Annotated in this window: 11 protein-coding genes; 5 read left to right on the top strand and 6 right to left on the bottom strand. The window is 71.4% G+C overall.

What is annotated here, in order from left to right; genetic code table 11:
- Positions 1-2 precede the first annotated feature (2 nt).
- Entirely contained in the window at positions 3-641 is a 639-nt protein-coding gene (locus I4J89_RS06175) for a response regulator (protein ID WP_196412865.1), read from the bottom strand.
- Positions 642-790: 149 nt separating this feature from the next.
- On the opposite strand from I4J89_RS06175, the gene I4J89_RS06170 reads away from it, so the two are divergent.
- The 4 genes from I4J89_RS06170 (at position 791) to I4J89_RS06155 (ending at position 5,061) form a co-directional block, all read left to right on the top strand.
- Positions 791-2,386 carry a GAF domain-containing sensor histidine kinase gene (locus tag I4J89_RS06170; RefSeq protein ID WP_196413340.1) on the top strand — a complete coding sequence of 532 codons (1,596 nt, stop codon included), beginning with the start codon at positions 791-793 and terminating at the stop codon, positions 2,384-2,386.
- Between the two features lie 79 nt (positions 2,387-2,465).
- Entirely contained in the window at positions 2,466-3,422 is a 957-nt protein-coding gene (locus I4J89_RS06165; RefSeq protein ID WP_196412864.1) for an Acg family FMN-binding oxidoreductase, read from the top strand.
- Positions 3,423-3,452: 30 nt separating this feature from the next.
- Positions 3,453-4,217 carry a cobalt ECF transporter T component CbiQ gene (cbiQ, locus tag I4J89_RS06160; RefSeq protein WP_196412863.1) on the top strand — a complete coding sequence of 255 codons (765 nt, stop codon included), beginning with the start codon at positions 3,453-3,455 and terminating at the stop codon, positions 4,215-4,217.
- 85 nt (positions 4,218-4,302) lie between these two features.
- Positions 4,303-5,061 (top strand): energy-coupling factor ABC transporter ATP-binding protein, encoded by a 759-nt coding sequence (locus I4J89_RS06155; protein ID WP_196412862.1) that lies wholly within the window; start codon positions 4,303-4,305, stop codon positions 5,059-5,061.
- 39 nt (positions 5,062-5,100) lie between these two features.
- On the opposite strand, the gene I4J89_RS06150 is transcribed toward I4J89_RS06155, so the two are convergent.
- Positions 5,101-5,505, bottom strand: a complete 405-nt coding sequence (locus I4J89_RS06150) for a peptidoglycan-binding domain-containing protein (RefSeq protein ID WP_309238208.1) — start codon at positions 5,503-5,505, stop codon at positions 5,101-5,103.
- Positions 5,506-5,808: 303 nt separating this feature from the next.
- The gene (locus I4J89_RS06145) at positions 5,809-8,241 is read right to left on the bottom strand and encodes a phosphoketolase family protein (RefSeq protein ID WP_196413339.1); all 2,433 of its coding nucleotides are present in this window, start codon (positions 8,239-8,241) and stop codon (positions 5,809-5,811) included.
- A 183-nt stretch (positions 8,242-8,424) separates the two neighbouring features.
- Here I4J89_RS06145 and nhaA point away from each other — a divergent pair, with 183 nt between their 5' ends.
- Entirely contained in the window at positions 8,425-9,720 is a 1,296-nt protein-coding gene (gene nhaA, locus I4J89_RS06140) for a Na+/H+ antiporter NhaA (RefSeq protein WP_196413338.1), read from the top strand.
- A 16-nt stretch (positions 9,721-9,736) separates the two neighbouring features.
- Here nhaA and I4J89_RS06135 read toward each other — a convergent pair whose 3' ends face one another.
- The 3 genes from I4J89_RS06135 to yicI all read right to left on the bottom strand — a co-directional run bounded on the left by I4J89_RS06135 (position 9,737) and on the right by yicI (position 13,831).
- On the bottom strand, positions 9,737-10,414 hold the full coding sequence (locus I4J89_RS06135; RefSeq protein ID WP_196412860.1) for a hypothetical protein: 678 nt from the start codon (positions 10,412-10,414) through the stop codon (positions 9,737-9,739).
- A 17-nt stretch (positions 10,415-10,431) separates the two neighbouring features.
- Complete coding sequence (locus I4J89_RS06130; protein WP_196412859.1) at positions 10,432-11,286, bottom strand: hypothetical protein; 855 nt, start codon at positions 11,284-11,286, stop codon at positions 10,432-10,434.
- A gap of 295 nt (positions 11,287-11,581) precedes the next feature.
- Positions 11,582-13,831, bottom strand: coding sequence for an alpha-xylosidase (gene yicI / locus I4J89_RS06125; protein WP_196412858.1), 2,250 nt, complete (start codon positions 13,829-13,831; stop codon positions 11,582-11,584).

The raw sequence follows: 13,831 nt of genomic DNA, 5'->3' as shown, positions 1-13,831 counted from the left end.
CCTCAGCGGTGCTCGCCGAGGAGTTTGGTGGCCAGCACCGCGGCCTGCGTACGGCGTTCCAGGCCCAGCTTGGCCAGGAGGCTGGAGACGTAGTTCTTCACCGTCTTCTCGGCCAGGAACATCCGGCCGGCGATCTCCCGGTTGGTCAGGCCCTCGGCCACGAACTCCAGGATGCGGCGTTCCTGGTCGGTGAGCGACGCCAGCTCGCGCGGCTGCTCCACGCCGTTGCGGATGCGTTCGAGGACCCGCTGGGTGACCGCCGGGTCGAGCAGCGACTGCCCGGCCGCCACCCGGCGTACCGCGTCGACCAGGTCGGTGCCGCGGATCTGCTTCAGCACGTAACCGGAGGCACCGGCCATGATCGCGGCGAACAGCGCCTCGTCGTCCTCGTAGGAGGTGAGGATCAGCCCTTTGATCGTCGAGTCGATCGCCCGTACGTCCCGGCAGACGTCGATGCCGTTACCGTCCGGCAGCCGGGCGTCCAGCACCGCGACGTCGGGACGCAGGGCCGGGATGCGCCGGGCCGCCTCCTGGGCGGAGCCGGACTCGCCGACCACCTCGATGTCGCCACCGGCCTGGAGCAGGTCGATCAGGCCGCGGCGGACGACCTCGTGGTCGTCGAGGAGAAAGACACGGATCATAGGTACTTCCTACCCGCGGGCGCCGCGGCCACCAAGGGCCGAAAGTCCCGGGCCCACCGGATAGCCTCGAGACCGTGGCCGAGCCGACGACGCCCTCGCTGGGCCTGAGTCCCCTCTCCCGGGTCCGCCTCGACGAGCTGCTCCAGGAGATGCAGAACCGGGTTGGTGACATCGTGACCAGCCGGGAGCGGCTGCGCGCGCTGCTCGACGCGGTCGTCGGCATCGGCACCGACCTGGACCTGCGCAGCACGTTGCAGCGCATCGTGGAGGCCGCGTGCGCGCTGGCCGGCGCCCGGTACGGCGCGCTCGGCGTGCTGGCCCCCGGCCACGACAGCCTCTCCGACTTCATCACCCACGGCATCGATCCGGCGGCGCACGCCCGGATCGGCGACCTGCCGCACGGGCGCGGCGTGCTCGGCCTGCTGATCACCGATCCCCGGCCGGTACGCCTGCCGGACATCACCCGGCACCCCAACTCGTACGGCTTCCCGCCGCACCACCCGCCGATGCACAGCTTCCTCGGCGTACCGGTGCGCACCCGCGACCAGATCTTCGGCAACCTCTACCTCGCCGAGAAACAGGGCACCGACCAGTTCAGCGACGACGACGAGGAGATCGTGGTGGCCCTGGCCGCCGCGGCCGGTGTCGCCATCGACAACGCCCGCCTCTACGACCTGGCTCAACGCCGGCAACAATGGCTGGCCGCCGCCGCCGAGATCACCGGGGTGCTGCTCGGGACGGTACGCCGGACCGAGGCACTGCGGCTGATCGCCCGCCGGGCCCGGGAGGTGGCCGGCGCCGAGATGGTGCTGGTGCTGCTGCACGAGGAGGAGAACGCCCGGTACCGGATCGAGGTGGCCGAGGGCGCCGACCTCGCCGGGCGGGTGCTGCCCGCCGACACCCGCACCTTCGGCCAGGAGTCGTACCGGCTGGTCGGGGACCTGCGGGCGGCCGCCGAGTGGCCGGGCGAGGTGCCGGCCGGCCCGGCTCTGGTCGCCCCGCTGGCCGGCACCGACCTGCCGCAGGGTGTGCTGATCGTCAGCGGGCCGGCCAGCACCGACGACGCGGCGCTGCTGGCCTCCTTCGCCGGGCAGGCCGCCCTGGCCCTGGAGCGGGCCCGCGCCCAGGAGGAGCGGGAGCTGCTCGCCGTTCTGGAGGACCGCGAACGGATCGCCCGTGACCTGCACGACGTGGTGATCCAGCGGCTGTTCGCCACCGGCATGCAGTTGCAGGGTGCGGTCACCTCGGCCGGGGCGCGGCCGGAGGTGGTCAAGCGGATCAACGCGGCCGTCGACGACCTGGACGCCACGATCCGCGACATCCGCCGCTCGATCTTCGAGTTGCGCGCCCCGGTGGGCGCGACGCTGCGTACCGAGCTGCGCGACACCTGCGACGCCGCCCTGGACACGCTCGGCTTCCGGCCGACGCTGGAAACCTCGGGCCCGGTGGAGAGCGCGGTGCCGGACGACATCGTGCCGGAGCTGATCGCGGTGCTGCGCGAGGCGCTGTCGAACGTCGCCCGGCACGCCCGGGCCCGCAGCGTGCGGGTCTCGGTACGGGTAACCGGCGACGACGTGATCCTCCAGGTCGAGGACGACGGGATCGGCATCGACCCGGCCCTGGCCCGCGGCGGCGTGGTGAACATGGGTGAGCGGGCGACCGACCTGGGCGGCGCCTTCGAGGCGGTCCGCCGGCCGGACGGCACCGGCACGCTTGTCACCTGGCGGGTCCCCCTCGGTAGCTGACCTGAGGGACCTTCGGCCCTGCACGGCGGCTGTCCGCCGGGGGCACCGTGGAGGCAGACCACCGGGAAGGAGAACCGCCGTGATCCGCTACGACGAGTCCGACCTGCGGCGCGCCGCCGCGGCCGGCATCCACGCTCCGTCCATGTACAACAGTCAGCCGTGGCGGTTCCGCCTGCGGGACGGAGCGATCGAGGTGCTCGCGGACGCGGATCGGCGGCTCACCGTCGCCGACGGCGGCGGATGGGCGATGCGGCTCGGCTGCGGCGCGGCGACGTTCAACGCCCGGCTCGCTCTGGCCTGGGCGGGCACTCCGGCCGAGGTACGCCTGCTGCCGGACAGCGACACCCCGGAGGTGATCGCCCGCCTCACGCCGGGCCGGCGGCGGCCACCGACGTACGCCGAGCGCGACCTGCACGCCGCGATCGAGCGCCGGCACAGCAACCGGGAGCCGTTCTGGCCGGATCCGGTGCCGGCCGGCGTACGGGTCCGCCTCATCGAGGCCGCCCGGGCCGAGAACGCCTGGCTCGACCTGCTGGTCGGGATGACCGCGCTGAGCGGCTTCTCGGAGATCGCGCACAGCGCCGACCGGGTGCTGCGCCGGGACTCCCGCTACCAGGCCGAGCTGATCACCTGGACGGAGACCGAGGCGGCGGCGGACGGCATCCCGGCGATGTCCGGCGCCCCGGTCGGCGAACCGCAGGATCTGCTCCCGCACCGGTTCGGGAGCCGGCGCCGGGCTCCGGGCCGGGACTACGAGCCGGAGCCGCTGGTCGGCATCCTGGGCACGGCCGGGGACCGCGGGCTGGACCAGGTGATGGCCGGTCAGGCGCTGCAGCGCGTGCTGCTCACGGCGACCGACGCGGGCCTGGCCAGCTCGATGATCTCCCAGCCGATCGAGGTGCCGGCCGCACGGGACCAGCTGCGGCGCTCGCTCGGGCGGACCGGGTTCCCGCAGATCGCCTTCCGGGTCGGCTACGGCCGGCCGGGCACCCCTATCCCGCGCCGTGACGTCACCGATGTCCTGACCGATTCGTAGCTTGCAAGATCATCTGGATATGCTGGCCGGATGGCCGCGGGACACGCTCACCCGCTTCACCTCGACCGGGAGAGCCCGATCCACCGCCTCTCCCCCGAGGTGAAGATCGTCTCCATGCTGCTCTTCACGGTGCTCGTGGTGGTGACGCCGCGCACCGAGTTCGCCGCGTTCGGCGGTTACGCGCTGCTGCTGGCCGGGGTCGCGGCGATCGCCCGGGTGCCGCCCGGCTGGCTGGCCAAGCGGGCCACCATCGAGTTGCCGTTCGTGCTGCTGGCGATCGCCCTGCCGCTGGCCGGGCAGGGCGAACGGGTGGACTGGCTAGGTCTGTCGCTCTCCGTCGACGGCCTTTACGGGGCGTGGAACATCTTCGCGAAGGGCACGCTCGGCGTACTCGCGTCGCTCCTGCTCGCGGCGACCACCACCATGCGTGACCTGATCCTCGGCCTGGACCGGCTGCGCTGCCCCGAGGTCCTCACCCAGATCATGACCTTCATGCTGCGCTACATCGACGTGCTCGCCGACGACGCGCGCCGGATGCGGATCGCGCGGCTCGCCCGCGGCTACGACCCGCGGTTCCTCTGGCAGGTGAAGGCGTTCGCGGTCGGCGTCGGCGCGCTCTTCCTGCGCTCCTACGAGCGCGGCGAGCGGGTCTACCTGGCCATGCTGTCGCGCGGCTACACCGGCCGGCTGCCGCAGACCACCGGCGGTCCGGCGCCGGCCCGCGAGTGGGTGGTGTCGGCGATGCTGCCGCTCGCCACCGCCGGCATCGCACTCGCGGCGGTCGTCCTAGCATGACCGGCATGATGGTGCCCGCTTCGTCACGCCCTCCCGGCCCTCGCCCGCGACCTCGCGGGCCGCGTGCCGCTCGGTGCGGTCGGTCATGACGCCGGCCTTGAGGATCACCGGGCTGCACTTCGCCTACCCGGACGGCCGCGAGGCGCTGCGCGGCGTGGATCTGACTCTCGCGCCCGGCGAGCGGGTCGCGCTGCTCGGGCCGAACGGCGCCGGCAAGACCACCCTGGTGCTGCATCTCAACGGCATCCTGCACGGCGGGGCCGGGCAGGTGGAGATCTCCGGCATGCCGGTCACGCCCGGCGATCGCAAGGCGATCACCGAGATCCGCCGCCGGGTCGGCGTCGTCTTCCAGGATCCCGACGACCAGCTCTTCATGCCGACGGTCGCGGAGGACGTCGCTTTCGGCCCGGCAAACCTGGGGGTACGCGGAGACGAGCTCGCCGCCCGCGTCGACGAGGCCCTGGCCGCCGTCGGCATGTCGGAGCACCGCGATCACGTGCCGCATCACCTGTCGTTCGGCCAGCGGCGCCGGGTCGCGGTCGCCACGGTGCTGGCCATGCGCCCGGAGATCCTGGTCCTCGACGAGCCCTCGTCCAACCTGGACCCGGCCAGCCGGCGCGAACTGGCGGAGATCATCGAGTCGTTGCCGGTCACCGTCCTGATGGTGACCCACGACCTGCCGTACGCCCTGGAGCTCTGCCCCCGCTCGGTGATCCTGGACGCCGGCCGGATCGTCGCCGACGGCCCCACCGCCACCCTGCTCACCGACCGCGAGCTGATGGCCGGACACCGGCTGGAGCTGCCCTTCGGCTTCGACCCGGCGTCCGTGCCGCACCGGCACTGAGCGATCGGGCGCTCCCGCTGGACGGGAGCGCCCGCTACGTCAGGCGGCCTGGCTGACCGGAGCGCGGACCCCGCCGACGAGCGCCTGCCAGGTGCGCGGCCCGACCACGCCGTCCGCGTCCAGCTCGGCCCCACCGGCGCGCAGCGCGGCCTGGAAGGCGCGGACCGCCTCCTCGGTGGCCGGCCCGTACACACCGTCAGACTGCGGGGCGACGTCGCCACGCAGCTGGAACTCGCGTTGCACACCCCGCACGGCGTTGCCCCGCGCCCCCGGCCGGACCTCCACGATGAGCGCACGCCACGTCTCCGGGCCGACGACACCGTCCTCGACGAGGTTCTTGGTCAGCTGATAGGCGCGTACCGCGGCACCGGTCTGGGCACCGAAGATTCCGTCCACGGTGACCGTGTGACCGTGGGCCAGCAGCAGGTACTGCAGCGTGGTCACCGTGTCGTTCTTCGCTCCCTGCCGGATCGTCGGCCAAGGGTTGAGCGTGGCAGCCATATGGGGGTTCCCCTTCCTCATCGTCGAGCGACGGGTGTGTACTTCCCTCACTTTCGTCCCCCGCGCCGATGATTAAAAGGGTGAAGTAAGTCATCGCCAGCGATTCGTCAGAAATGATTTCGTCCCGCTGACCGATTCGTGCCTGTCGAACTGCGGATTCGCGCGTGAACCTGAGAGGTCCTGCGGGAAAACGCGCATCGGCGCGCACCGGGCAGTGGGATATCGCACGGCCACTCTCGCTTCCGGTCAGTTCTCCGCCCAGTCGCCGAGCGACCAGTCCCGCACCTCCGGCATGTCCTCGAGGTGCTCGACGACGTACCGCTCGTGCTTCTCCAGCTTCGCCTGGCACCAGGCCTTCAGCTCGCTCGCGCCGCTGGGCAGCCGCTTGGCGTTGTTGATCGCGTCCATCACCAGGTGGTAGCGCGACGCCCGGTTGCGCACCGTCATGTCGAACGGCGTGGTGGTGGTGCCCTGCTCGATGAAACCGCGCACCCGGAACCGGTCGGCGTCCGGCCGGCCGTGCACCAGCTGGTGGATGGCGCCCGGGTAGCCGTGGAAGGCGAACACCACGTCCACGTTGTCGGTGAACAGCTCGCGGAACCTGGTCTCGCTCATGCCGTGCGGGTGGTCCTTCGGCCGGGGCAGGGTCATCAGGTTGACCACGTTGACCACGCGGACCTTCATCTTCGGCAGCTTGCGCATCAGGATCTGCGCGGCCGCGACGGTCTCCATGGTCACCACGTCACCGGCGCAGGCCAGGACGATGTCCGGGTCCGAGCCGCCGTCGTCGGTGCCGGCCCACTCCCAGATGCCGGCGCCGTTCGCGGTGTGCTCGATCGCCTGGTCCATGTCGAGCCACTGCAACTGCGGCTGCTTGTCGATGACGATCAGGTTGATGTACGACCTCGACCGGAAGCAGTGGTCCGCCACCGAGAGCAGGGTGTTCGCGTCCGGCGGCAGGTAGACCCGGGCCACGTCGCCGCGCTGGGTGAGCACCACCTGGATCAGGCCGGGCCCCTGGTGCGAGAAGCCGTTGTGGTCGTTGCGCCACGCGGTCGAGGTGAGCAGGACGTTCAGGCTCGGCACCTTGGCACGCCAGGGCAGGTCCTTCGCCTCCTGCAGCCACTTGCCGTGCTGGACCGTCTGCGAGGCGCTGACCATGGCGAACGCCTCGTACGTGGCGAACATGCCGTGCCGGCCGGTCAGGTTGTAGCCCTCCAGCCAGCCGTGGCAGTTGTGCTCGGAGAGCACCTCCATGACCCGGCCGTCCCGGCTGATCTTCACGTCGTCGCCGGTGGTCCGCTCCATGAAGCCGCGGTCGGAGACCTCGAAAACCGCACCGAGCCGGTTGCTGTTGGTCTCGTCCGGGCAGAACAGCCGGAACCGCTCCGGGTTACGGGTGTAGATGTCGCGCATCAGCTCACCGAGTTTGCGGGTCGACTCCGCGCGGCCCTCCGCGGGCCGCTTCACCTCGACGGCGTAGTCCCGGAAGTCGGGCATGTCGAGATCGCGGGTGAGCAGGCCGCCGTTGGCGTGCGGGGAGGCACTCATCCGCAGGTCGCCGGCGGGCGCCTCGGCGCGGATCTGCTCGATCGGGGCGCCGGTGGCGTCGAAGAGCTCGTCCGGCCGGTACGAGCGCAGCCACTTCTCCAGCTCACGCAGGTGGTCCTCGTTGTCGCGGACCCCGGAGAGGGGCACCTGGTGTGACCGCCAGGTGCCGGTCACGGTGATGCCGTCGATCTTGTCGGGACCGGTCCAGCCCTTGGGCGTACGCATGACGATCAGCGGCCAGTGCGGGCGCGTGCCGTCCCAGTCGCCGCCGCGCGCGGCGTTCTGGATCGCCCGGATCTTGCCCCACGCCTCGGCCAGCACCGCCGCGAAGCGGTGGTGCATGCCGGGCAGGTCGTCGCCCTCGACCTCGATGACGTCGTAGCCGTGGCCCTCGAGCAGCTTGCGCACCTCGGCCGGGTCCTTGCGGGCCAGCACGGTCGGCCCGGCGATCTTCGCACCGTTGAGGTGCAGGATCGGCAGGACCGCGCCGTCGTGCTCGGGGTTGATGAACGAGACGCCCTTCCAGGAGCCCTCGAGGGGCCCGGTCTCGGCCTCGCCGTCACCGACCACCGCGATGGCGAGCAGGTCCGGGTTGTCCATCACCGCGCCGAAGGCGTGCACCAGCACGTAGCCGAGTTCGCCGCCCTCGTGGATGGAACCGGGCGTAGTCACCGAGACGTGGCTGGGGATGCCGCCCGGGCTGGAGAACTGGCGGAACAGGCGGAGCATGCCGCCCTCGTCGCGGCTCACCTCCGGGTAGACCTCGGAGTAGGTGCCCTCCAGGTAGCCGGCGGCCACCAGCGCCGGGCCGCCGTGCCCGGGTCCGGCCAGGTAGATGGCCTGCTGCCCGGTCGTCCTGATCAGACGGGAGACGTGGGCGTAGACGAAGGAGAGGCCGGGGCTGGTGCCCCAGTGCCCCAGCAGGCGCGGCTTGATGTGCTCCGGGGTGAGCGGCTCGCGCAGCAGCGGGTTGCCCTGCAGGTAGATCTGGCCGACGGTCAGGTAGTTGTTCGCCCGCCACCACGCGTCCAGGCCGGCGACCTCGGCATCGTCCGGAGCCGATAGCTTCCGGACGAGTTCTTCGTGGTCGAGCTGGGGGCGATTGTCCGAAACGGCGGTCACGATCAGTTCCTCTCGCCGGAGTTAGTCGAGGTTGAACGTATCGGCGGCGGTCATCAGGAGCACGGGTCTTTCGGCCCTTCCCCGTGGGACGTTACCCCCGCCGGGTCACCACATACGTCGACCGGAAAATGAAGGTCACGTAAGGTGGGCGACGGTGTGCCGGGAAGCCTGGTCGGCGCTACGACAGGTATGCCCACCGGGAGGACCATCGTGACCCAGCCACCGAACGGCACATTCCGTCTGCTGGGGCTCGGCAGCTGGCCCGAGGCGCGCCGCATCGGTGAGATCCTGCGCGCGGAGACGGTTGGTGGCCTGCTCCTGCTCGGCGCCACGGTGTTGGCCCTGACCTGGGCGAACTCCCCCTGGAAAGACGCCTACCAGGATCTGTCGGCCGTCCGGGCCGGCCCCGCCGGATTGCACCTCGACCTGTCCCTGGCCGCGTGGGCCGCCGATGGGCTGCTGGCGATCTTCTTCTTCGTCGCCGGCCTGGAGCTGAAACGCGAGTTCGTCGCCGGTGACCTGCGCGACCTGCGGCGGGCGGCGCTGCCGGTGACCGCCGCGATGGGCGGCATGATCTTCCCCGCATTGTTCTACGTTGCGGTCACCGCGACCGGGGACGGCGGCGGGCTGCGCGGCTGGGCGGTGCCGACCGCCACCGACATCGCGTTCGCGCTGGCCGTCCTCGGTGTGATCAGCACCCATCTGCCGGGCGCGCTTCGGATCTTCCTGCTGACCCTCGCGGTGGTCGACGATCTCCTCGCCATCATGATCATCGCGATCTTCTACACCTCCGGGCTGCACCCGCTGCCGCTGCTGGGCGCCCTGCTGGTGATCGCGGTCTTCGGCGCGCTCGTGCAGCGCGGGATCAGCCGCTGGTGGCTGCTGCTGCCGCTGGCCGCCGTGGCCTGGGCGCTGGTGCACGCGTCCGGGGTGCACGCCACCGTGGCCGGCGTGCTGCTCGCCTTCACCGTCCCGGTACGCGGTCGCGTCGACCTGGCCGGGCGCCTGGAGCACCGGTGGCGGCCGATCTCGGCCGGCTTCGCGGTGCCGATCTTCGCGTTCTTCGCGGCCGGCGTCACGATCAGCGGCAGCGGCGGGCTGGGCGCCACCGCCACCCTGGCCGCGGTGGTGGGCCTGGTGCTGGGCAAGCCGATCGGCATCACCGTCTCGGCCTGGCTGGTGCAGCGCTTCACCCGGGCCCGGCTCGCCGAGGGCCTGAGCTGGTGGGACGTGTTCGGTCTGGGCCTGCTCGGCGGCATCGGATTCACCGTGTCACTGCTGATCAGCGAGCTGGCCTTCGGCTCCGGCAGCGAGCTCGACAATCAGACGAAAATCGGCGTGCTGGCCGGCTCCCTGATCGCGGCGATGCTGGCCACGGTGCTGCTGCGCATCCGCAACCGGCACTACCGGCTGATCTGCGAGGCGGAGGAGGCCGACAGCGACGCCGACGGCATCCCCGACGTCTATCAGCGGCCGGCGAACTGAGCGCCGGAACAGGGGCTCAGCAGCCGTGCGGCACGCCGTCGGTGTTCAGCAACGAGACGATGACCTGCGCGGACGGCACGCGCAGGCTCTCCCGGCTCTGCACGTCGTAGAAGACCGTCGTGCCGGCGGCCTGCCCGAGATAGAGCAGGCACCTGCGGTCCATCAGGTTCTGCAGCCCTTGCGGGGTCATCACGCTCCATGCCAGGGCCGCCGGCACCGCCTGCACCGCCAGCACCGGGATACGCACGGTACGCGCGAGATGCAGATTGCGGATCGTGCGACCGTTGCGCGCCTCGGTGCCGGCCAGCCAGGCCATGATCGGCAGCAGGACCAGCACAGCGGCGAGCCCGGCCAGCGCGCAGCGCAGCACAAGTCGCCGCACCGGCGTCCGGCGCGCCCGCCGGCCGGTCACTGACGCGCCGAGCCGGCGCAGCCCGCGCCCGGCGAGACCGACCACCAGGAAGACGAGCGTCACCACCAGCACCAGCTCGATCGTCCCGACCAGCTGGCTGGAGAGGATCTCGGCGTAGCCGTAGCCGATCTCCTGCGGGGTGGCCCGCAGCTGCGAATAGAACAGGACGTACGCCAGCCGCAGCACCCCGTAGAGCGCCAGTCCGACGGCGCTGAGCAGGGGCACCGCGTAGCGCACCGTCCAGTCCAGAAGCGCGGTGCCGCCGCCGGCCGGGGTCCGCACCGGCCGCCGGTCCGGCCTCAGCCGCCGACCCGGAAACTCTCGCACTGCGCCCAGTCGCAGCCGTCCCACGACTCCGGCCCCGACGCGATCCAGATCGCGTGGCGCCCGGACACGGCGTTCGCCGGCACCACCCACCGAAGCATCCCCTCTCCGGAGCTGTCCACCACGGTGTCCGGCAGTTCCGCCAGGAAGCGATACCGGCTGCTGTGGGGCGGCTCCCGGTATACGGCGGCACGCACCGCCTGGCCGGGGCGGTAGCCGGCCAGGCGGACACGCACGCTCTGGCCGGGCCGCAGCGCACGCTCCCCCGCGCCGCCGTCGTCGGCGAGGGCCGCACGTGGTGCGGTGCTGCGCGTCACCACGATGCGGCCGGATGTCATCAGGGTCCGCGCGCCGCGCTTCCGCGGCTTCCCCGTGATGGTGAACCGGTAGGTGCCGACCTCGGTCAACTCGTCGCCTTCGGCCCCCGGCTGGACCTCCCAGCTCCACACGGCCCCGTCGGCGACGGCAGCGGGCTCGATGCGATCGCCGTCCGGCGCGCTGATCAGGAGATGAGGAGCCTTGCTCGCGGCGTAGCCCTTGACGCACAAACGCAGGGTTTCGAGCCGTTCCGCCTCGATCAGCAGGCCGGTGGCACCCGCCGGGACCGACGTGCAATCGTCGCTCGGGAAATTGTCGAGGAGCCACCAGATCCAGCCCGGCGGCGGGCGTCGCGAACGCGTGCTCGCCGGCTTCGGCACGGCCACGGCCGCCGCGGCGCGAGCGGTGACAGGTGACTGACCAGCGGCCGCAGCCGTCCAGCCGGCATCAACGAGCGCGACAGCGTGGTCCAGTGCCGGCCGGCCGGCCGCCAGCGAAGCGTCCGGTTCCACTGACGCCGAGGGACACGGGGTCGGTGGCACCGACGGCGGTGCGGCCAGCGGATGCCGGGCCGGACAGGAAGCCGTCAGCTCATCCGCCGGCTCCAGCCCGTCGGAACCGCTGCATCCACTCAAGCCGAGGGCCGCGACCAGGCCCGCCCCGATCAGGCGTAGCCCTACGCCCCTGTTGCCACACCGCATCCGCTGCTCACTCCCCCGTTCTGCCCGGACGCTCACTATGCGCCCGGGCAGAACGGGTGACGGGCAACGCCGCGGAAAGACCCTTCCGTCGGGTGACCCGCCGTTGTTACCGGAGCGTCAGGGTGCAGCTGTCCTGGTCAGCGGCCATGTCGGTGACGTCGTCGCCGAACTGGACCCGCCACGGCAGCGCGTCCCCGGCGCGGCCGATGCGGATCTCGGAACCCTCCCGGACCACGGTGAAGACGCTGTCCGCGCCCGCCGGTCCCGGCACGACCACCGCGGTACGCCCCTCGGCCGGCTCGAACAGCCGCAGCGTGACGCCGTTGCGGTAGTCGTAGTCCGGCCGGTCCTGGCGGGCACCGACCGGGACGACCGCACCCGGCCGGACCAGCAGCGGCACGCTGTCGAAGCTGTGCGTCTCACGGACCCAGCCCGGGCCCTCCACGACGCTCCCGGTCAGGTAGTGGGTCCACCGGCCGGCCGGCACGTAGTAGGAGACGTCGCCGCCGGCGCTGAACACCGGGGCGACCAGCAGGTCGCCGCCGAGCAGGTACTGCCGGTCCAGGTGGGTCACCGCCGGGTCGTCCGGGAAGGCGAACGCCATCGGGCGCATCACCGGCAGGCCTTCCAGGTGCGCCTCCCGGGCGACGCCGAACAGGTACGGCATCAGCCGGTACTTGAGGTGGGTGAAGGCGCGCAGTACGTCCACCGCCTCCTCGTCGAAGTCCCACGGCACCCGGTAGGAGGTGCTGCCGTGCAGCCGGCTGTGCGAGCTGAGCAGCCCGAACGCCACCCACCGCTTGAACACGGCCGGGTCCGGCAGACCTTCGAAGCCGCCGATGTCGTGACTCCAGAAACCGAAGCCGGACGACATCAGCGACAGCCCGCCGCGCAGACTCTCCGCCATCGACTCGAAGTTGCTGGAGTTGTCGCCGCCCCAGTGCACCGGGAACTGCTGCCCGCCGACCGTGGCCGAGCGGGCGAACAGTACGGCCTCCCCCTCGCCCTTGGACTCCCGCAGCACGTCGAAGACGACCTGGTTGTAGATCTGCGTGTAGTAGTTGTGCATCCGCTCCGGGTCGGACCCGTCGTGCCACACCACGTCGGTCGGTACCCGCTCGCCGAAGTCCGACTTGAACGCGTCGACACCCATCTCGACCAGGCCGCGCAGCTTGGCGGCGTACCACTCGCGGGCGTCCGGGTTGGTGAAGTCGACCAGGCCCATCCCGGCCTGCCAGAGGTCCCACTGGAAGACGTCGCCGTTGGGCCGGCGCACCAGGTAGCCCTTGGCCTTGCCCTCGGCGAACAGCGCGGAGCGCTGCGCGATGTACGGGTTGATCCACAGGCAGGTCCGCAGTCCCCGGTCGGCGAGGCGCTTGAGCATGCCCGGCGGGTCCGGGAAGACCCGCGAGTCCCACTCGAAGTCGCACCAGGAGAACTCGCGCATCCAGAACGTGTCGAAGTGGAAGACGCTGAGCGGCAGGTCCCGGTCGGCGAACCCGCCGACGAACTTGTTCACCGTCTCCTCGTCGTAGGAGGTGGTGAACGAGGTGGTCAGCCAGAGTCCGAACGACCAGGCCGGCGGCAGCGCGGGGCGACCGGTCAGCGCGGTGTACTTACGGATCACGTCGGCCGGGGTGGGGCCGTAGACGACCAGGTAGGACAGTGACTGGCCGGCGACGCTGAACTGGGTACGCGACACCATCTCCGAGGCGACCTCGAAGGACACCTTGCCGGGGTGGTCGACGAGTACGCCGTACCCGGCGTTGGTGAAGTAGAACGGGACGTTCTTGTACGCCTGCTCGCTGCTGGTGCCGCCGTCCTCGTTCCAGATGTCGATGCTCTGGCCGTTCTTGACGAACGGCCCGAACCGCTCGCCGAGCCCGTAGACCGTCTCGCCGACACCGAGGTCGAGCTGCTCGTGCACGTAGGACTCGCCGTCGTCGGTGTCGACGATGCCCATGCCCTTCCACCCGCTGCCGGTGATCCGGCGGCCCTCGGCGAGGAAGTCCAGCGCCCAGTTCTCCCCCGGGTTGAACCGCGCGGTCAGCGCACCGGAGGTGATCGACGTGTCGTCCACGACGACGTCGGCCGGGGACTCCGCGATGGCGAAGACGGGCAGGCGCGGCTCCAGGCCCTGGAAGTGCTCGATGGTGACCCGGATGACGTCCGGCGCCGGGGCCGAGCAGGTGATCGTCATGAGCGGGGCGTTCAGCGTGTCACCGCGATGGCGGACCGGCCGGGTGGCGGCGTAGACGGTCAGCGAGTCCGGCGCCGGGACGCTGTCCTGAAAGTGCGCGGGGTGAAGCACAGTGAGACCGTCACGCTTGCGCCAATAGCCGTCGGTGAACTTCAT

Source organism: Actinoplanes aureus (assembly GCF_015704865.1).
In the GTDB taxonomy this organism is placed as follows: Bacteria; Actinomycetota; Actinomycetes; order Mycobacteriales; family Micromonosporaceae; genus Actinoplanes; species Actinoplanes aureus.
This window is presented reverse-complemented; position numbering and strand designations above follow the sequence as displayed.

Excerpts from the sequence above, each read along its gene's own strand:
- I4J89_RS06175 (WP_196412865.1), bottom strand. The coding sequence starts at position 641 with ATGATCCGTGTCTTTCTCCTCGACGACCACGAGGTCGTCCGCCGCGGC.
- I4J89_RS06170 (WP_196413340.1), top strand. The coding sequence starts at position 791 with ATGCAGAACCGGGTTGGTGACATCGTGACCAGCCGGGAGCGGCTGCGC.
- cbiQ (WP_196412863.1), top strand. The coding sequence starts at position 3,453 with ATGGCCGCGGGACACGCTCACCCGCTTCACCTCGACCGGGAGAGCCCG.
- I4J89_RS06155 (WP_196412862.1), top strand. The coding sequence starts at position 4,303 with ATGACGCCGGCCTTGAGGATCACCGGGCTGCACTTCGCCTACCCGGAC.
- nhaA (WP_196413338.1), top strand. The coding sequence starts at position 8,425 with ATGCCCACCGGGAGGACCATCGTGACCCAGCCACCGAACGGCACATTC.
- yicI (WP_196412858.1), bottom strand. The coding sequence starts at position 13,831 with ATGAAGTTCACCGACGGCTATTGGCGCAAGCGTGACGGTCTCACTGTG.